The following is an 18,644-nucleotide window of genomic DNA, read 5'->3' on the forward strand; positions in this document are numbered from 1 at the left end:
ACGCAGCGGATGAGAAGAGAGCGATGGAGCGGTTGTCTTGGGCGGGGAAAGAGCGAAGGACAACGGCTCCCGGCAGAGGGCCCCACGCGCGGGCGAAAGCAGGACGCGCATTCTCGACGCCGCGGAAACGCTCTTCGCCGGCGCGAGCTACGCAGCAGTCTCCATGCGGGATATCGCCTCACGGGCCGGTGTCGGCCTCGGGGCGGCGAACTATCATTTCGGCAGCAAGGAAGAACTCTTCAAGCAGGTCTTCCTGCGCCGCGCCCGCGATCTCAACCGCGAGCGCGCACGGCTTCTCTCGGAGGCGGTGGAGGCCGCAACCCCGGGTCCCGTTGGCCTGCGCATGGTGCTCGACGCCTTGCTGCGGCCGGCGATCCGCTGGAGTTTCGATCCTGGCGGCCGGGCGCTTTTCATCCAGTTCCTGATTCGCTGCCAGGCGGACCCCGGCTCGCCTCTCCGCGCGCTCTTCCATGAAGATCTGGATCATCTCAGGCGCTTTCTGCCCGCCCTGGCCCAAGCCCTGCCGGACCTGTCGGAAGACGACATTCTCTGGCGGCTGCATTTCACACTCGGCGCGCTGCACTACACGATCACCGATCTCGCGCGGCTCGACAGCTTGTCGAACGGTTCATGCGACACCTCCTCGTTCGAGCCGGTACTGGAACGCATCATCGACTATGCGGAAAGCGGATTTCGCGGAAAATTATCCAGATAAACTCAGGCGGCGACCTGGATGCGGTCTCGCCCGCCCTGCTTGGCGTCGTAAAGTGCCTGATCCGCACGGCCATAGATCGAGCGCGCGTCATCGGACCGGCGGCGCTCGACGAGACCGGCGGACACCGTATAGAAAACCTCCACGCCGCGCCCGACATAGGCGCGGCTGCGGATTTCCCTCAGAATGCGCGCGAGGACACGCTCCGCCTCGGCGTGGCCGAGACCGGGAAAAACAAGCATGAATTCCTCACCGCCGATCCTGCCGAAAGTGTCGGAGGGCCGGACCGCGTTGCGCATCCGACGGGAAAAGTCGACAAGCACTTCATCGCCGACTTCATGCCCATGGCGGTCGTTGATGGATTTGAAGTGGTCGATGTCGATCAGGCAGATGCTGTCCGGCGGATTGCCGGCCGGACTTGCAAGCAGTCGATCAAGAACCAGCATCATGTAGCGACGGTTCGAAATTCCGGTCAGGGAATCGGTTTGCGCCTCGCGTATCGCCTTGTCGGTGAGTTGGCGCAGCTCCCGTTCGCCAGCCTTGAGGTTTGTAACATCGGAGGCGATGGCAAGGCTCCAGCCGTTTTCCAGAACGGTCTCGCACATCCACAGCCAGCGACCGTCGACCAGATCCACCTCGAAGGCGCGGCTGGCAAGCTTTCCCCTGCGTGAGAGGGCCGTGACAAGCCAGGCTTCGATATCGTCCGCGTCGATGATCGCTCCCCGGCCATGCGCATGATTGCGGCGCATGATGTCGGCCCAGAGGACCTCCTCGCCTTCATCGACGTGGTAGGCCTCCCGATAGGCCCTGTTTGACCTGCGCAGGATGTCGTGCTCGTCGAAGACCGCCACGAGGGTCGTACTGTCGTCAAGCAGACGCGCCAGCATGGCTTCAACCGTAGGCAAGACCAACGTCTCCGTCCCCCCGGGCCCGTTTGCAGGAGACGGAATGCTCGCCTCAGGGCATGTCATGACCTTAACGCTCCCCTCAGGCACCTACCTGTCCATCAACAGTTGGCGCGAAACAACATAAACCCGGCCAAAGCCTTTTCAAATTCTTTCGGAAATCTCTCATCTTCTCCCCTTCACCGCGTCGCACGCCTCGTGAAAACGAAAAAAGGGAGGGCCCAAGGCCCTCCCTTCGTGACGTGATCCGCGATGCAACGGACACTGCGGAGGTGCCGGCCGGCTCAGACGCAGCGACCGCCGTCGACTTCCAGCAGCACGCCGGTGATGAACTCCGCCTCGTCAGACGCCAGGAAGCCACATGCCTTGGCGATATCGAGCGGACGCGACATGCGCCCGAGCGGAATGCCGGCGATGATCTTCGCGCGCGTCTCGGGAGAATCCTCGCCCGGCAGGAACTGGTCCGTGAGGCCCGTCTCGCCCATCACCGGATTGATGCCGCAAACGCGGATCTTGCGGTCGGCAAGCTCGACGGCCATGGACTTGGTGATGGCAATCACCGCGCCCTTGGTGCCGTTGTACCAGGTCAGGCCCGGACGCGGACGCACGCCGGCGGTGGACGCTATGTTGATGATGACACCGCCGCCATTCTTCTCCAGCGCCGGCACGCCGTGCATGGCCGCGTGGTAGATCGACTTGACGTTGACGTCGAACACCTTGTCGAAGGTCGCCTCGTCGATATTCAACATCGACTGGTTCTTGTGCGTGGTGCCGGCATTGTTGACGAGAATGTCGAGCTTGCCGAAATGCTTCACCGCGGCGTCGATCATCGCCTTGGTGTCGTCGCTCTTGGTCACGTCCGCCGCGATGGCGATCGCCGAGGGACCGATGTCGGAAGCCACGCGCTCGGCCGCATCGGCGCGGATATCGGCCACCACGACCTTGGCGCCCTGCTCGGCGAAATAATGGGCAATGCCCTCGCCATAGCCGCCACCCGCACCGGTGACGATTGCGACCCTGTCCTGAAGCTTCATGAATTTCTCTCCTGATGGGTGACGGCGCGGGACGCCGTCACCTGTAGAACAGTTCGACCAGGCCGAGTGAGACCACCGGCACATAGGTCACCAGCAACACGCAGGCCATGACGACGAGCACCATGGGCACAAGCGCGGGTATGATCCGCTGGATGGGGATCCGCGCCACCGCACAGGCGGCGAAGAGGTTGACGCCGACGGGGGGCGTGAACATGCCGAGCGCCAGGTTCACGACGATCACCAGGCCGAAGTGCACCGGGTCGACGCCGTAGCTGATGGCGATCGGGGCAAGCAGCGGCGCAAGCACGAGGATCGCCGCCGAGGTCTCGATGAACATGCCCACGAAGAACAGGAACACGTTGACCGCGATCAGGAAGCTGTACTTGTCGGTGAAGACGTCGCGCACCCATTCCGCGATGATCGACGGCAGCCCGCTGCGCGTCACGAGAAACGAGAACAGGCCCGCGCCGGCAATGATGATCATGATGACGGTGCTCGACACCGCCGAGGTACGAAGCGCCGCGTAAATCTTCTCCAGCGTCAGCGTGCGGTACACGAAGACGCCCACGACGAGTGCGTAGACCACCGCGATGGACGACGCCTCGGTTGGCGTGAAGACGCCGCCGTAGATGCCTCCAAGCACGACCAGCGGCATCACGAGCGCCCAGGACGAGTGGATCAGCGCCTCGAAGAACGGCTTGCGCTCGTCGCCGTCCATCTTTCCGTAGCCCTTCACCCGGCAGAGGATCAGCAGGTAGAGAAAGAGCGCGGAGGCAACGAGGATGCCGGGACCGATGCCGGCCAGGAAGAGCTGACCGATGGAGGTCTCGGTGGCGACACCGTAGAGAATGAGCGGGATCGACGGCGGAATGAGCACGCCGAGTTCGGCCGAGGAGGCCTGGATCGCGGCCGCCGTCCCGACCGGATAGCCGTGACGCACCATCGCCGGGATCAGGATGACACCGATGGCGAAGGTGGTGGCGACCGACGATCCCGACACGGATGCGAAGATCATGCAGGTGACGACGCAGGTGCAGGCAAGCCCGCCCTGGATGCCGCCGACAATCGACTTGGCCAATTCGACCAGACGCTCGGAAATTCCGGCCGACGCCATCAGGTTGCCCGACAGGATGAAGAGCGGGACGGCAAGAAGCGGGAATGAATCGAGGCTTGCGAAGATGCGCTGAACCGCAAGCAGCAACGGCACCGTCGAGAAGAAGGTGATGCCGAAGGCGCTCGCAAGCACCAGCGACACGCCGATGGGAACTGCCGTCGCGAAAAGGATCAGCAGGGAAAAGGCAAGAGCGGCATTCATACCTGACCCTCCACGTCCTTCGGGGCGCCATCGGCCTCATCGGTCCCGGACGACAACTCGCGCAGCGATACGATGAAGCGGGCGACCACGCCGGGAACGGCAAGCGCTGCGCCGACGGGCAGCGCGGCATAGACCCATGCGATGCTGATCTCGAGACCGGCGAGGTTCTGGCGCTGGACGCGTTCGGCCATGGACCAGCCGTACCAGACCAGCAGACCCAGGAAGACCAGCGAGGCAAAGGCGATCAGAATGACAAGGATGAACCGAAGCGGTTTCGGGCCGACGTCCATGAGGAAATCGACAGCGATCATCGCCCCTTGCCGGAAAGCGGCCGCAAGCCCCATGAACACCATCCACATCATCACCGAGCGGGCGGCGACTTCGGACCAGGCCGAGGGGTGGCCGAACACGAACCGGGTAACGACCTGATAGAAGGTGAGAAGCACGATGATCGCCAGTGCGGCGATCGACAGTTCGAGAGCAAGCCGGGTTATCCGGCGCTCGACTGCGAAAAACCACTGCATGTCGAAACTCCTGCCGGGGCGGCCGCAAGGGCCACCCCGGTTTTTCGGAGAAGCGCGCCTCAGTTCTGGGCGGCCTGGATGCGCTTGAGCATGTCGTCACCGTACTTGGCGACAAACGTGTCATACGCAGGGCTCACGGCCTTCTGGAAGGCGGCCTGATCGACGTTTTCAATCACTTCCATGCCATGCTCGCGCAGCAGGGCAACGCCATTGGCCTCGTCGGACTCGACCTTCGCGCGGGTTGCCGCGACACCGGCCTTGGCCGCCTCGCGGAACCAGCCCTTCTCCTCATCGCTGAGACCGTCCCACAGGGTCGGCGAAGCGATGATGATGGCCGGCGAATAGACGTGGCCGGTCAGGGTCAGGTTGTCCTGAACCTCCCAGAACTTGGAAGCGGTGATGACCGGGATCGGGTTCTCCTGGCCGTCGATCACGTGCTGCTGAAGGGCGGCGAAGACCTCCGGGAAAGCCATCGGCGTCGGCGAGGCACCGGCCGCGCGGAAGGCCTCCATGTGCACCGGGTTTTCCATGGTGCGGATCTTCAGGCCCTCGAGATCGGCGGGCGTCTTCACCGGATGCTTGGAGTTGGTGACATGACGGAAGCCGTTCTCCGACCAGGCGAGACCGACGAGATTGTTCTCGCTGACCTTGTCCAGAAGCTCCTGGCCGATCGGACCGTCGAGCACGGCGCGCGCGTTGGCGTAGTCCTTGAACAGGAACGGCAGGTCGAGGACGAGCGCCTCCGGCACGAAGTTGCCGAGCGGACCGGTCGAGGACACGGTCAGTTCCACGGAACCGATCTGGAGCCCCTCGATCACGTCACGCTCGCCGCCGAGCGCGCCGGCGGCCTGCTCGCGGATCTCATACTTGCCGTCGGAAAGCTCGGCGAGCTTCTTGGCGAAGGCCTGCACGCCCATGCTGTAGTGCGACCCTTGCGCGGTCGAATGCGCGAAGTTCAGCACCTGGGCCGCAAGCGCGGACCCGGACAATGCAACGGTGACTGCAAAGGCGGACACAGCCGCCAGGCTACGAATACGATACATATGATTTCCTCCCATGGGTGACTCACGGCACCTGGATGGAGTGTGGCTTCCGGGAGAAATCCAGTCAATAAGATTTACAACTTGAAACCAACTGGTATGATGAGTATTCGAAAGGGCTTCGTTGTCCGCGCCATTTTTCCGGCGCTCGCGGCATCAAGGGGGAGGAGCGGTTCGACGAAGGAGATCGCGTCCCGATCGGGGAGCCCGGGGGCTCACCGGCGCACCCGCCTCCGTTTGACCGCAGACTGACAAAATGGACAAGGACACGACCTCGAAGGAACCGGCGGGCTTCGCCTTCTCGGCCCTTCAGCACAGCAAGGCCGAGCGCCTTGCCGACAAGGTCTACGAAAACCTGTTCCACGCCATCGTGACAGGCATGATCGCGGCCGGCACGAAGCTGCCGTCGGAAAACCAGCTCGCGCGGGAATTCGACGTGTCGCGCCCCGTCCTGCGGGAGGCGCTGGACAAGCTGCGCGCCGACCGGCTGGTGTCTTCGGTTCGCGGGTCCGGAAACTTCGTGAAGAATGCGGTCGGGGCAACCGACGGAACGCCGATTAGCGAGCTCGAGGACAGGGATGCGCTGGAGCGCATCGGCGATCTTCTCAACGGAATCGAGCTGCGCCTCATCGTCGAGCCGGAGGCGGCGAGCCTTGCCGCGCGGCGGCGCAGCCCGGCGGACCTGGCGCGCATGCGCGCCGCCCTGGACCGGTACGACGAGGCCCTGGCGAAGAACACCATCCTCCACTACCACGACTATGCCTTCCACGAGGCGGTTGCCACGGCGAGCTGCAATCCGCGCATCGTCGCGACACTCAAGTCGCTCGAGTACGATGTCTCGCGCTCGGTCAACCTGATGCGCTTTCTCTCCCACTACCCGCCGATGGTGCGCGGTGAAGCGGTACGCGGCGAGCATGAGGAAATCTTCCGCCACATCGAGGCCGGCGCGGATCTCGAGGCAAACCGTGCCATGCGCAATCACATCGAACACGCGCGCAGCCGAATGCTGAGCAGCAGCACGGATTTCTGAGAACTTATTCAAGCTTCAGTTTAAGCGGGACCGGCAGATCCCTGCGTCTTCCCACTCCATGCAAAAAGGCCGGAGAGGGTTCCCCCTCCCCGGCCCGCATCGCTTCCCGTCCGGCGTCGAGCGCCGGCCCGGGCTCAGCCGTGCTTCATCACCACGGTCTTGATGGTGGTGAAGCTCACCATTCCCTCGAACGCCTTCTCGCGCCCGTAGCCGGACTTCTTCATGCCGCCGAACGGCAGTTCGATGCCGCCACCGGCGCCATAGTTGTTGATGAAGACCTGGCCGGCCTCGATGGCATGGGCACAACGCATCTGCCGTCCGCCGTCACGGGTCCAGACCGAAGCGGTCAGGCCGTAGGGCGTGCCGTTGGCAAGGCGAATGGCATCCGCCTCATCCTCGAACGGGAAGGCCGCAAGCACCGGGCCGAACACCTCGTCCTGCGCCAGCCGGCTCTCATGGGCCGCGCCGTCGAGCAGAAGCGGCGGGTAGAAATAGCCACCTTCCGGCGCATTTCCGGCCATACCGGCCCGCGCGACGACATTCGCGCCCGCCTCGATTGCCGCATCGACAAGGCTCTTCACGCGATCAAGCTGCTTGGCCGAGATGATCGGGCCACAGTCGAGATCATCGCAGCCGGCACCCGTCTCCAGGGCGGAGAAGCGCTTGGCAAGCTCGGCCATCACCTTGTCGTAGATCGACTTCTGGATCAGGACACGGCTGCCGGCGGCGCAGGTCTGCCCGGCGTTCTGGACGATCGCGTTGACGATGACGGGGAGCGCCTCGTCAAGATCGGCGTCCTCGAAGATCACCTGCGGGGACTTGCCGCCCAGCTCCAGCGTGACCGGGATCTGGTTGTCCGCGGCGGCCTTGGCGACGGCCGTGCCGGTCTGCGGCGAGCCGGTGAAGGAGATGTGGTTGATGCCGGTATGCCCGGCGAGTGCCGCGCCGGCCTCGATGCCGAGGCCGCAGACGATGTTGAGCGCACCGGCCGGAATCCCGGCCTCGAGCGCCAGTTCGCTGATGCGCAGCGGCGTCAGGCAGGCGTCCTCGGCCGGCTTCACCACACAAGCGTTGCCCGCGGCGAGCGCACCGCCGACAGAACGGCCATAGATCTGCGCCGGATAGTTCCACGGGATGATGTGGCCGGTGACGCCATGCGGCACGCGCAGGGCCATGACCGTGGTCCCCTTGGCATAGGGGATGGTCTCGCCGTGAAGCTTGTCGGCGGAAGAGCCGTAGTACTCGAAGTAGCGCGCGGTCGCGACGATGTCGTTGCGGGCCTGCTTCATCGGCTTGCCCGTGTCGCGGCACTCGAGATCGGCGAGTTCGTCGATGTTTTCGGTGATGAGCACGCCGAGGCGGGTCAGGCAGCGGCCGCGTTCGGTCGCGGTCATTGCGCCCCAGGCGCCCTCGTAGGCGGCGCGGGCAGCCTCGACGGCACGGTCGACTTCCTTCGCACCGCCGCGCGGCAGGCGCGCAAAGACTTCACCGGTGGAAGGATCGCGCACCTCGATGCCGTCGGCGCCGGCGCGGTCGACGATCTCGCCGTTGATGAGATGGCCGAGGGAGGTGATACCAGTCTTGTCCAACATGAATGATGGTTCCTGTCGTTCGCGGCCCGCGCCTGGCGGGCCGCCCGGTTCAAATATCCGATAACCCGTTGCCCGCCTCAGGCGAGCGCGTCGGCGACCGCCGTTCCGGCTTCCACCGTTCCGGCATCGCCGCCAAGGTCGCGGGTGCGCGCGCCATTGCCGCTCAGCACGGCCTCGATGGCCTGCTCGATGCCCTTGGCGGCCTCGAGCTCACCGAGATGCTCGAGCATCATTGCGCCGGCCCAGATCTGGCCGATCGGGTTGGCGATCCCCTGCCCGGCGATATCCGGGGCGGAACCGTGGACCGGCTCGAACATGGACGGGTTCGCCTTCGTCGGGTCGATGTTGCCGGACGGCGCGATGCCGATGCTGCCGGCAACGGCGGGGCCGAGATCGGACAGCAGGTCACCGAAGAGATTCGACCCCACGACCACGTCGAACCAGTCGGGATGATTGACGAAGTTCGCGGTCAGGATGTCGATGTGGAACTTGTTCGCCTCGACATCCGGATATTCGGCCGCGATCTCCGCGAACCGCGCGTCCCACCAAGGCATGGCGATCTTGATGCCGTTGGACTTGGTCGCCAGCGACACCTTGTTGCGCCGCGTGCGGGCCAGGTCGAAGGCATAGCGCAGGATGCGGTCGGTCGCGCGGCGCGAGTAGACCGATTCCTGGATCACCAGTTCATCTGGCGTGCCCTCGTAGAGAATGCCGCCGGCGGAGGAATACTCGCCCTCGGAGTTCTCGCGCACGATCACGAAATCGATGTCCTTGGCCGTACGGCCGGCCAGCGGCGAGGTGATGCCCTTGAGCAGACGCGCCGGACGAAGCGCCACATAGAGCCCGAGCTCGCGACGCAGGCGAAGGATCAGGTCCCAGGTGGAGATGTGATCGGGCACGCTCGGCCAGCCGACCGCACCGAGGAAGATCGCATCCTTGTCGCGAACCTGCTCGACACCGTCCTCCGGCATCATGCGACCGTGCTTTAGGTAATAGTCGCAATTCCAGTCGTATTCGACCCACTCGACGCCGAAGCCGTACTTCTTGCCGGCGGCCTCGATCACCTTCTGGCCCTCGGGCACGACTTCCTTGCCGATCCCGTCACCAGCGATGACGGCGATCTTGTAATTCCTCCCCATGACACACTCCCGGATTGTTGAAGTCAGGTGACCGCATTTAGCGCCATGCGGCCGCACGAGTAAATAAGTTTTACTTCTTTACCCGACGGCGTCGTGGTGACGGTACAGCGTTGCCGAGCGGTCGAGATGCCGGCCCATAGCAACTGCCGCAGCGTCGGCAGCGCCTTGGGCGATGCAGTCGACGATCTCGTCGTGTTCCGCCAGCGTCGTGTCTTCCGCCCCGGCCCACAGCAGCAAATCGGTGTGATAGGTGAACAACCAGTTCAGCATCGCATCGCAGACGGCGACGAAGATCGGATTCCCCGACATCTCCGCGATGCGGCGGTGAAAAGCGATATCGGCGGAAATGAAGGCCTCGGCATCGCCCAGTGTCTCCCGCTGACGGGCAACGAGCGCGCGCAGGTCGCCTATGTCCGTCGGCCGGGCACGCTCCGCGGCGGAGCGCACCATTCCGATCTCGAAGAAGCGCCGTGCCGCCTTGAGGTGCCCCAGATTGTCCGGATCGGCCGACAGGAGCAGCCGTGCCACACCGTCGATCTGATGGATCGCGGTTTCGGCCGACAGCGCGCTGACCCGGGCCCGCTCGCCATGGGATATGCTGATCAGACCCATGGTATCGAGCGAGTGAAGCGCCTCACGGACCGCCGGACGTCCGACCCCGAAACGCTCCATGAGATCGCGTTCCGACGGCATGGTCTCACCCGGGGCGATCTCGCCCCTGGTGATCATTTCGAGCAGGCGTTCAAGGACCTGGTCGGAGAGCTTGCGGCGAACGATCCGCTCGCCTCCGTCCACTCCATTGGTTCCACGTTTGCTCATGGTCCGGTCCGCCTCGCTCTCGTCGCCCGGCCGCAGGTCGGGACCGGGCCGGGCGCGCAGCTATAGCAAGCCCGTCCGATCCCTGCCAGCGGCAGACGCGTCAGGTGATGGCGCGGATGCTTTCCGCGAGTTCATCCTTCTCGAACACGCCGCGCCAGTCGTCGCGCATCAGGCGCGGCTTGCCGTTGGTGATCGCCTTGTTGCAGGCGTCGGAGAACGCGCCCTCGATCTCGCCCATGACGACGGCACCGAGGATGTTGAGATGCCCGAGCAGGAAATCGCGGGCCGCGACCGGGTCGACCCCGCGTGCGACCACCTCGTCCATGGCATCCTTCATGACCACGAGCAGCGTCGCGCAGACCGTCTCGGAGAGACCCGGCTCGAGCAGGGCCATCTGCTCCACCGTCACCCGGTGGGAGCGCAGGATGGGCGCGTAGATCGTCTTCGCGATCGCCTCGCACAGCGCATAGTGCTCTTCCGGCCCCTGCATAAGGGCGCTGACGATCGACTGCCTGGCAGCCACGCCTCCGAAGAAGTCGCGCTTGGCGGCCATGTCCGTCTCGTCGTTGAAGATCGGCGGATGGCACGGGTGCGACACGAAATATGTGACGTCGTCACGCTCGGGGAAGTGGCCGGCGAAGGGAGCCGCTGCGTCGAGCGCCATGACGATGGTTCCAGGCGCAAGGCGCGGCACGACGTCGCCCGCGATCTTGCGAATGGCCGTATCGGGAACCGCGAGAATGACCGCACCGGCTCCGTCGATGGCCTCGTCGAGCGAAACGCACTCGACTCCCAGCGCCTCACGGAGACGCGTGCGACCGGCCTCGCCGATCTCCACATGCGCCACGTCGTAGTCCGACCCCTTGAGGTTGGTCGCAAGCCGCACGCCCATCTTTCCGCCGGCACCAAGCAAAGCAATCTTCATGAAACATCCTCCGTTTGGCCGGGATCATTCTCCGCAGATATCATCTTGTCAACTGGTATGATGAGTTGCTATCTGCTGGATGCGACGCATCAAGGAGGAGGAACGCGCATGAGCAGGCTCGAGGCCCGATACGAGGTGGAAAGTCCGCTGCCGCTCGAGCGTGTGGCGCAGGTGATTGCCGGCGAGCAATCCTGCGGCACCTTCCTCCGGCTCCCGGGCGAGACTGACGACCTGCGTGAGCGCGCGGGCGCCCGGATCGAGCATATCGAGGAAGGCGAGGCACGCTCGCAGCCCTCCCTGCCCTGCCGCATCAGCGCGGATCTCTATCACCGGGGCGAAATCACGCTTTCATGGCCGCTCGACACGATGGGGCCCTCGCTCACCAACGTGCTCGCAACGGTCGCCGGCAACCTGTTCGAACTGGCCGAAGTTTCCGCGCTGCGCCTTCTCGACGTGACCTTTCCTGAGGACTTCGCGTCCGCCTACGCCGGCCCCGCGTTCGGCGTTTCCGGCACGCGGCGCCTCGCGGGCGTCGAGGGGCGCCCTCTCATCGGAACGATCATCAAGCCGAGCGTTGGGCTTTCCCCTAAGGACACGGCCGCCCTTGTCGCGGATCTCGTGGATGCGGGCATCGACTTCATCAAGGATGACGAGCTTCAGGGCAACGGACCGGCCTGCCCCCTGGAGGCCCGGGTGGATGCGGTCATGCGGGTGGTGAACGACCGGGCCCAGCGCACGGGCAAGAAGGCAATGGTCGCCTTCAACATCACCGGCGAAATGGACGAAATGAAGCGCGGCGCGGACCATGTCCTGAAGCGCGGCGGCACCTGCGTCATGGCCAGCCTGCATTCCATCGGACTTGCGGGTCTCTCCGAACTGCGCCGGCACGTGGAGCTTCCGCTCCATTGTCATCGCAACGGCTGGGGGCTTTTCTCGCGCTCTCCCGACATCGGCATGTCCTATGTGGCCTGGCAGAAGTTCTGGCGCATTGCCGGTGCCGATCACCTTCACGTCAACGGACTGGCCAACAAGTTCTCCGAGAGCGACGAATCCGTCATTGCCTCCGCCCGTGCGGTCGGCGCGCCGCTTTTCGGCCAGGACAAGCCGGGCTTTGCCGCACTTCCCGTCTTCTCGTCCGGACAGACGGCAGCGCAAATGCCGGCAACCCACGCGGCGGTCGGCTCTCCCGATTTTCTCTATTGCGCCGGAGGCGGCATCATGGGGCATCCGCGCGGAACGGCGGCGGGCGTCATGAGCCTGCGACAGGCGGCGGATGCGGCGATGCGCGGCGTCTCTCTCGACGACCATGCCCGCCATCATTCCGAGCTTGCCGAAGCGCTCGCCCTGTTCAAGGACAAGCGCTGATGAGCCGTTCTCCGCTTCTCACCTTCTATGGCGACGACTTCACCGGCTCCACCGACGTGATGGAAGCCCTGTCGTCAAACGGCATCGAGACGGTCCTGTTCACGCGCCTGCCCTCGCCCGAGCGGGTCGCGGCCTTTCCCGGCGCCCGTGCCATCGGCCTTGCAGGTACCAGCCGCTCCCAGTCCCCCGAGTGGATGGACGCTCATCTGCCCGCGGCCTTTGCCTGGCTTGCGGGGCTAGGGGCACGGTTTTGCCACTACAAGGTCTGCTCGACCTTCGACAGCGCACCGCATCGCGGCTCCATCGGGCGCGCGATGGAACTGGGCCTTGCCGCCTTCAACCAGAAACGCACCCACCTCGTCGTCGGCGCGCCGCAGCTTCGCCGCTACACGTTCGCGGGGCACCTGTTCGCCGGTTTTCGCGAGGGGATCTACCGGATCGACCGCCATCCGGTGATGTCACGCCATCCGGCGACGCCAATGCACGAATCCGACCTCGTCGTGCACCTTGGCGCACAGACCGACTTGACCGGCGCCGTAATGGCTCCAGGCGATACCGCGCTTGCCCGCCCCGCAACCGATGATGCCCGGTTCGTGCTTCTCGACGTACACGATCCCCACACCCAGGCCTGGGCCGGGGAACGCCTGGAAACCGATGCGCGTGCGGCGGGCCCCTTCCTCGTCGGCTCCTCGGGCGTCGAGTATGCGCTCCTCACGCGCTGGCGCGAGAGTGAAGAAGGTGTTGGCCCCGTCCCCTCGCGCCGGCTTGTGTCCGAGGATCGCATCGCCGTCGTCTCGGGAAGTTGTTCGGCCACGACCGCACGGCAGATCCAGACCGCCTGCTCAGATGGCTTCGACGCCATCCCGGTCGACTACGCACGCCTTCTCGACGACCAGACCCGCGAGGCTGTCTGCGAGGATGCACTTGCAGCAGCGTCGGCCTCCCTCGACAACGGTCGCAGCCCCATCGTCCACACCGCCATGGGAACCGAGACGGCGAAGCCGCAACCGGGCGCCGATGCCCAGGCGGGCCTTGCCCTTGGGCGGATTCTCGCCACGCTTCAGGAGCGCCATTCGCTCAATCGCATCGCAATCGCCGGAGGCGACACCTCGAGCCACGGCATCGAGGCGCTGGGGCTCGACGCACTTACATTGCGCCACCCCATTCCCGACACGCCGGGCTCGCCCCTTTGCACCGGGCACGACGCAAGCGGCGAGCGATTCGAGATCGCGCTGAAGGGCGGGCAGATCGGCGCGGACGACTATTTTTCCCGCCTGAGGGACGGACGGCTGGACCGTTAGAGGCCCGGCGTCAGCGCAGTGACGCCATCGTATCGCGAAAGCGGCGCAGGGCGATCAGGAAGAACCCGGCCCCAAGACCCGCCATGACCAGGAGCTGAGGCCAGACCGTCTCCATGCCGGCATCCCGGTAGAGCACGGCCTGGGCGAACGCCACGAAGTGGGTCGACGGCGCGAGCTGCATAACATTCTGCAGCACGACCGGCATGCTTTCCATCGGAGTGGCGCTGCCCGAAAGCAGGTTCATCATGATAAGGATGGGAAGCGCCAGCAGGCCGAACTGCGGCATCGAGGACGTGAACGTCGCGATCAGGATGCCCAGCCCCGTCACCGAGACGAGATACAGCGCGGACCCGGCGACAAAAAGCAGTTTGGAGCCCGCGACCGGAACGCCGATGAAGGTCTCCACCACCACCGTCAGGGACAGGAACGCGGCCACGAGAATGACCAGGCCGTTGGCCCAGATCTTCGCGACCATGATCTCCGAGGGCGTCACGGGCATCACCAGAAGGTGCTCGATCGTTCCATGCTCGCGTTCGCGGATCAGCGCGGCGCCCGTCAGCAGAACGGCGAGGATGGTCACATTGTTGATGACCTGCATCACCGCCGTGAAACGCACCGAATCCATGTTCGGGTTGAAGAGTTGGGTGACCACGAAGTCGATCGGCAGTCCGGCCGGGTCGTCGGTTCCCGACACAGCCTTGCCGACCTCGTTCAGGATGATCTGCTGAAGGAACGCCGCGCCGTTTCCGGCCTGGGACATGGCCGTGGCGTCCACATTGAGCTGAACCTCGGGCACCTCTCCCTTGAGCACGTCCTCCTCGAAACCGGGAGGGAAGGACAGCACGAAGCCGTATCGGGCCTCGTCCATCGCCCTGTCGACCTCATTGGCGCCGATCTCCTCCGGCGTCTTGAACTCCGGCGGCAGGATCGAATCCACGATGCGCGCCGTCAGTTGTGAGCGGTCGAAGTCCACATAGGCGACAGCCGCGTTGGACACCTCGAGTTTCGCGCCGGTGGCGACCGAGTAGACGGCAAGCGTGAAGACATAGATCACGAGGATCACCAGGGCCGGATCAGACCCCAGGCTTCGCACCTCCTTCAGGCCGAGGCGCCAGACGTTGGTCAGCCAGCGGCGCATTCAGGTCTCCTGTTTGGGAAGCAGCACGACCGAGATCGCAAGAAACGCCAGGACGAAGCCGGCAAGCGCGAGGTGGTTGGGCCAGAGTTCCGCCATTGAAAGGCCCTTGGTGAAAGAGCCTGAGCTGATCTGCTGGAACCAGCCGGACGGGAAGGCAAGGCCGATCAGGCGCCCGGGTCCCGACAGCGAGGCAACAGGCGTCATCAGGCCCGAGAAATTCACGGCCGGCACGATGGAAAGGATCGCGGCCGCGAAGATCGCGGCAACCTGCGACCGCGTGAAGGTGGAGACGACGACGCCGAAACCGGTCGTCGAGATCACATAGAGCAGCGCTCCAAGCACCAGGGCAAACATAGATCCCTTGACTGAGACGCCAAAGACGCCATAAGCGGCCGCCATCAATGTCAGGAAGCTGACGAAGGCGATCGCGGCGTAGGGCAGTTGCTTGCCCAGGATGTACTCGGTTCGCGTGATCGGAGTTGAGTGAAAGTTCGCGATGGAGCCTGTCTCCTTCTCGCGCACGACACCGATCGCGGACGTCATGGCCGGAATGAGCACCAGCATCAACATGATGACCGAGGGCACCATGGCCACCACGCTCTCGAAGGACTGGTTGTAGCGAAAACGGGTTTCGATGGAGACCGGCGACAGGGCGGTCGGCCTCCCGGCCACCTGCTCGGCCTGGTCGGCGAGATAGCTCGCGGCGATGCCGTTCAGATAGCCGCGCGTCGTCTCGGCGCGGAAGGGCATCGCTCCGTCAATGGCGATGCGGACTTCCGGCATGTCACCCGCCACAAGGGACTTGCCGAAACCGGCCGGAACCTCGATGCCGAAGACGATCTCGCCACGTCTCAGCCGTTGCTCGATATCGTCGGCGTAAATGGCCGGCGCCTGTTCCTCGAAGGTCTCGGACCCGGAGAAGCTTGCCAGAAGATCGCGGCTCTCGAGCGACCTGTCGCCATCGTGGACAGCATAGGCGAGGTCCTCGACATCGAAGGAAATGCCGTAGCCGAACGTCAGCATGAGCAGAAAGGGACCCAGAAGGGCGAACGCCAGCCTCAACCGGTCGCGCCAGATCTCCGTCGCCTCCCGCCGGGCAAGTGCCCAGACGCGCGCCGGCGAGAACCGGAGCCCCCGCCCCGGCCGGTCGGGGCTCTCGGTGTCGGTCTCGGCACCGCTTGTGTGCACGAGCGCCTCCGCCGTCTCCGGAGGCGGGGCTGCCGCCTCCTCGCTTCCGGTCGCCTCGCGCAGGTGACCGACGAAGGCTTCCTCCAGACTGTCGGCGCCGCGCTGGCGCATGAGCTCTTCCGGCACGCCGACGGCGAGCACCTTGCCCGCATGCATGAGCGATACCCGGTCGCAGCGCTCCGCCTCGCTCATGAAGTGCGTTGAAATGAAGATCGTGACGCCGGAGTCACGCGACAGCGCGATCAGCCTGCTCCAGAACGCATCGCGGGCCACCGGGTCCACGCCCGACGTCGGCTCGTCGAGGATCAGGACTTCCGGCTCGTGCAGCACCGCGACCGCGAGCTGAAGGCGCTGTCGAACGCCCAACGGCAGGGCATCCGGCTTCTGGTCCACGACATCGACGAGATCGAACTGCCCGAGCAGTTCCGTGATCCGCGCCTCGCGCCGCTCCTGCGGAAGCTGGTAGAGGCGTGCGTGCAACTCGAGATTCTGGCGGACGGTCAGTTCGCCGTAGAGCGAGAACGACTGGGACATGTAACCGACGCGCCGCCGTGTCTCCATGTCCCCGGCGTTGAGCCTTTCGCCGAAGAGAAGCGCCTCGCCCTCGCTTGCGGGAAGCAGGCCGGTGAGCATCTTCATCGTCGTGGTCTTGCCGCAACCGTTCGACCCCAGAAACCCGAAGATCTCGCCGCGGGCGATGCGGAAATCGACGTGATCGACGGCGGTGAAATCACCGAACCGGCGTGTCAGGCCCCGCGCCTCGATGGCGGGAGGACCATCCACATCCCGCCGGGGCGGCACCACGACGGCCTGGTGTCCCGCCCTTTCATCTTCGGGCAGGAGGTCGATGAACGCCTCCTCCAGCGTCTCGGCGCCCGTTTTCGCACGAATGTCGGCGGGGGCCCCGCTCGCGATCACCTTGCCCGCCGACATGGCGGCGAGCCAGTCGAAACGCTCCGCCTCCTCCATGTAGGCCGTCGCCACCAGCACGCTAACACCGGGACGTTCGTCACGGATACGGTCGATCAAGTCCCAGAACTGGCGTCGCGACAAGGGATCGACGCCCGTGGTCGGCTCGTCGAGAATGACCAGGTCCGGGTCGTGAATGAGTGCGGAACAGAGCGAGAGCTTCTGCTTCATGCCGCCGGACAGCTTGCCCGCCGGCCTGTCGGGAAAGGGATCGAGCCCCGTGGCCCTCAGAAGGTCGTCGATGCGCCGGGCGCGCTCCTCCGCCCCCTGACCGAACAGGCGCCCGAAGAAGTCGAGGTTCTCGGCGACGGTAAGCGTGGGATAGAGGTTCCGGCCAAGCCCTTGAGGCATGTAGGCGATCCGGCGGTTGCAGAAACGCCGGTGGGCCCGGTCGGTGATGTCGCCGCCAAGCACGTTCACCCGCCCCTCCTGAAGGCGGCGTACCCCGGCGAGCAGGGAGAGAAACGTCGACTTGCCGACACCGTCGGGCCCGATGATCCCGGCCATGCAGCCCGCAGGGATGTCCAGCGTGAGGTCGTCGACGGCCACCGTCTGCCCGAACCGGTGGACAAGCCCGGACGCCGACGCGACGAAATCGGCCGGTCCCGTCATTGGGGCAGCTTCACCTTCAGCCAGTCGGGCCAGGTGGCGGAAGGGTCGACCCGCACGTAGCCCATGCCCGCAACGCCCGCCTTGGCCTGTTCCTGATAGGTCTTGAGCAGATCCTGCGGGAGGCCGAGCCGGACACGGAACATCAGCTTCGCGCGCTCATCCGAAGTCTCGACGGTCTTCGGCGTGAACTGCGCTGTCGAGGCGACGAAGGTCACGCGCGCCGGCACGACGTATTGCGGAATGGGGTCGAGCAAGAGACGCGCCTCGGCGCCGATGGCAAGGCGTCCGGCATCCGCCGCGCGCAGGAAGACCGTCATGTAGACATCGGTGAGATCGGTCAGCGTCACGACCTTGCCGCCGGCCCCGACGACCTCGCCCGCATTGGCAAGCACATACTGAACCCGACCCGCACGCGGCGCGACAAGCTCGGCGTCGTCGATCACGCTTCTGAGTCGTTCCACCGAGGCCGTGGCCGAGGCGATCGTGGCATCCGCGACACCGATCCCCGCTTCCGCCGCCGTCACGCTCGCGCGCGCCGTGGCCAGGACCATGCGCTGGTTGTCGACCTGTTGCACGGTCGTGTGTCCGCGTTCGGACAATTGTTCCGCGCGGCGAAACTCCTGTTCGGCATAGGCGAGTTCGGACTTGCGCTGATTGAGCAAGGCCTGCGACTGCAGCTTCTGCTGCTCGGCCTGGTTCACCTGGGCCTCGGCCTGGTGAAGCTGCGCCTCGATCTCGGTCGTGTCGAGCCTTGCGACCAGCGCGCCGGCCTCGACCCAGTCGCCCTCGCGGAAGAGAACATCGGCCACCCGGCCCGCGATCTTGGAGGATATGTCGATCCGCTCCGCCTCGATCCTTCCGTTGGCGGACACGATGCCTGCCGGCAGATCCGGTTCCGCAAGACGCTGCCAGACGGAATATCCGCCGGCGCCAAGCACCAGAACCACGAGGACCGCGACAAGCAGTTTCCCTTTGGACATCAGGCTTCCTCAAAACTCCGGGGCAGGACCTGCGCGCAAGACGGAGGCGCCCCGGA

At 65.1% G+C, this 18,644-nt stretch carries 16 protein-coding genes; 4 read left to right on the top strand and 12 right to left on the bottom strand.

The features are described from left to right. Window positions 1-37 precede the first annotated feature (37 nt). Window positions 38-715 carry a TetR/AcrR family transcriptional regulator gene (locus ACYX4S_RS09145; protein ID WP_476362679.1) on the top strand — a complete coding sequence of 226 codons (678 nt, stop codon included), beginning with the start codon at window positions 38-40 and terminating at the stop codon, window positions 713-715. 2 nt (window positions 716-717) lie between these two features. Here the strand turns inward: ACYX4S_RS09145 and ACYX4S_RS09150 are convergent, their stop codons facing one another. The 5 genes from ACYX4S_RS09150 to ACYX4S_RS09170 form a co-directional block, all read right to left on the bottom strand. Then, the gene (locus ACYX4S_RS09150; protein WP_476362846.1) at window positions 718-1,599 is read right to left on the bottom strand and encodes a GGDEF domain-containing protein; all 882 of its coding nucleotides are present in this window, start codon (window positions 1,597-1,599) and stop codon (window positions 718-720) included. Window positions 1,600-1,901: 302 nt separating this feature from the next. After that, window positions 1,902-2,651: a glucose 1-dehydrogenase gene (locus ACYX4S_RS09155; protein ID WP_476362680.1), complete on the bottom strand. Its 750-nt coding sequence runs from the start codon at window positions 2,649-2,651 to the stop codon at window positions 1,902-1,904. Window positions 2,652-2,688: 37 nt separating this feature from the next. Then, complete coding sequence (locus ACYX4S_RS09160) at window positions 2,689-3,966, bottom strand: TRAP transporter large permease (protein ID WP_476362681.1); 1,278 nt, start codon at window positions 3,964-3,966, stop codon at window positions 2,689-2,691. Next, the gene (locus tag ACYX4S_RS09165; RefSeq protein ID WP_476362682.1) at window positions 3,963-4,490 is read right to left on the bottom strand and encodes a TRAP transporter small permease; all 528 of its coding nucleotides are present in this window, start codon (window positions 4,488-4,490) and stop codon (window positions 3,963-3,965) included. The genes ACYX4S_RS09160 and ACYX4S_RS09165 overlap by 4 nt, the downstream gene beginning before the upstream one ends. A gap of 59 nt (window positions 4,491-4,549) precedes the next feature. Next, on the bottom strand, window positions 4,550-5,533 hold the full coding sequence (locus tag ACYX4S_RS09170; protein ID WP_476362683.1) for a TRAP transporter substrate-binding protein: 984 nt from the start codon (window positions 5,531-5,533) through the stop codon (window positions 4,550-4,552). 253 nt (window positions 5,534-5,786) lie between these two features. Between ACYX4S_RS09170 and ACYX4S_RS09175 the strand changes: the two genes are divergently transcribed. After that, window positions 5,787-6,560 (top strand): FadR/GntR family transcriptional regulator, encoded by a 774-nt coding sequence (locus tag ACYX4S_RS09175; RefSeq protein ID WP_476362684.1) that lies wholly within the window; start codon window positions 5,787-5,789, stop codon window positions 6,558-6,560. A 134-nt stretch (window positions 6,561-6,694) separates the two neighbouring features. Here ACYX4S_RS09175 and ACYX4S_RS09180 read toward each other — a convergent pair whose 3' ends face one another. From ACYX4S_RS09180 to ACYX4S_RS09195, 4 genes are all read right to left on the bottom strand, one after another. Further along, the gene (locus ACYX4S_RS09180) at window positions 6,695-8,152 is read right to left on the bottom strand and encodes an aldehyde dehydrogenase family protein (RefSeq protein ID WP_422068683.1); all 1,458 of its coding nucleotides are present in this window, start codon (window positions 8,150-8,152) and stop codon (window positions 6,695-6,697) included. Between the two features lie 77 nt (window positions 8,153-8,229). Further along, window positions 8,230-9,291 carry a tartrate dehydrogenase gene (locus tag ACYX4S_RS09185; protein WP_293723331.1) on the bottom strand — a complete coding sequence of 354 codons (1,062 nt, stop codon included), beginning with the start codon at window positions 9,289-9,291 and terminating at the stop codon, window positions 8,230-8,232. Between the two features lie 78 nt (window positions 9,292-9,369). Further along, window positions 9,370-10,110, bottom strand: a complete 741-nt coding sequence (locus ACYX4S_RS09190; protein ID WP_476362685.1) for a transcriptional regulator NanR — start codon at window positions 10,108-10,110, stop codon at window positions 9,370-9,372. Window positions 10,111-10,210: 100 nt separating this feature from the next. After that, a complete protein-coding gene (locus ACYX4S_RS09195; RefSeq protein ID WP_476362686.1) occupies window positions 10,211-11,035 on the bottom strand; it encodes a phosphogluconate dehydrogenase C-terminal domain-containing protein in 825 nt (274 codons plus the stop codon). Between the two features lie 108 nt (window positions 11,036-11,143). Between ACYX4S_RS09195 and ACYX4S_RS09200 the strand changes: the two genes are divergently transcribed. Together ACYX4S_RS09200 and ACYX4S_RS09205 are read left to right on the top strand one after the other, a co-directional pair. Next, on the top strand, window positions 11,144-12,400 hold the full coding sequence (locus tag ACYX4S_RS09200) for a ribulose-bisphosphate carboxylase large subunit family protein (protein WP_476362687.1): 1,257 nt from the start codon (window positions 11,144-11,146) through the stop codon (window positions 12,398-12,400). Continuing rightward, complete coding sequence (locus ACYX4S_RS09205; protein WP_476362688.1) at window positions 12,400-13,701, top strand: four-carbon acid sugar kinase family protein; 1,302 nt, start codon at window positions 12,400-12,402, stop codon at window positions 13,699-13,701. The genes ACYX4S_RS09200 and ACYX4S_RS09205 overlap by 1 nt, the downstream gene beginning before the upstream one ends. 10 nt (window positions 13,702-13,711) lie before the next feature. Here ACYX4S_RS09205 and ACYX4S_RS09210 read toward each other — a convergent pair whose 3' ends face one another. Genes ACYX4S_RS09210 through ACYX4S_RS09220 form a run of 3 tightly spaced genes read right to left on the bottom strand, consistent with a single transcriptional unit; the run spans window position 13,712 to window position 18,588 of the window. Continuing rightward, entirely contained in the window at window positions 13,712-14,839 is a 1,128-nt protein-coding gene (locus tag ACYX4S_RS09210; protein WP_476362689.1) for an ABC transporter permease, read from the bottom strand. Continuing rightward, the gene (gene rbbA / locus ACYX4S_RS09215; RefSeq protein ID WP_476362690.1) at window positions 14,840-17,608 is read right to left on the bottom strand and encodes a ribosome-associated ATPase/putative transporter RbbA; all 2,769 of its coding nucleotides are present in this window, start codon (window positions 17,606-17,608) and stop codon (window positions 14,840-14,842) included. Further along, window positions 17,605-18,588: an HlyD family secretion protein gene (locus ACYX4S_RS09220; RefSeq protein ID WP_476362691.1), complete on the bottom strand. Its 984-nt coding sequence runs from the start codon at window positions 18,586-18,588 to the stop codon at window positions 17,605-17,607. Before ACYX4S_RS09220 ends, rbbA begins: the two co-directional genes overlap by 4 nt. Window positions 18,589-18,644 lie beyond the last annotated feature (56 nt).

It is taken from the genome of Stappia sp. ABD4_338 (assembly GCF_056312175.1).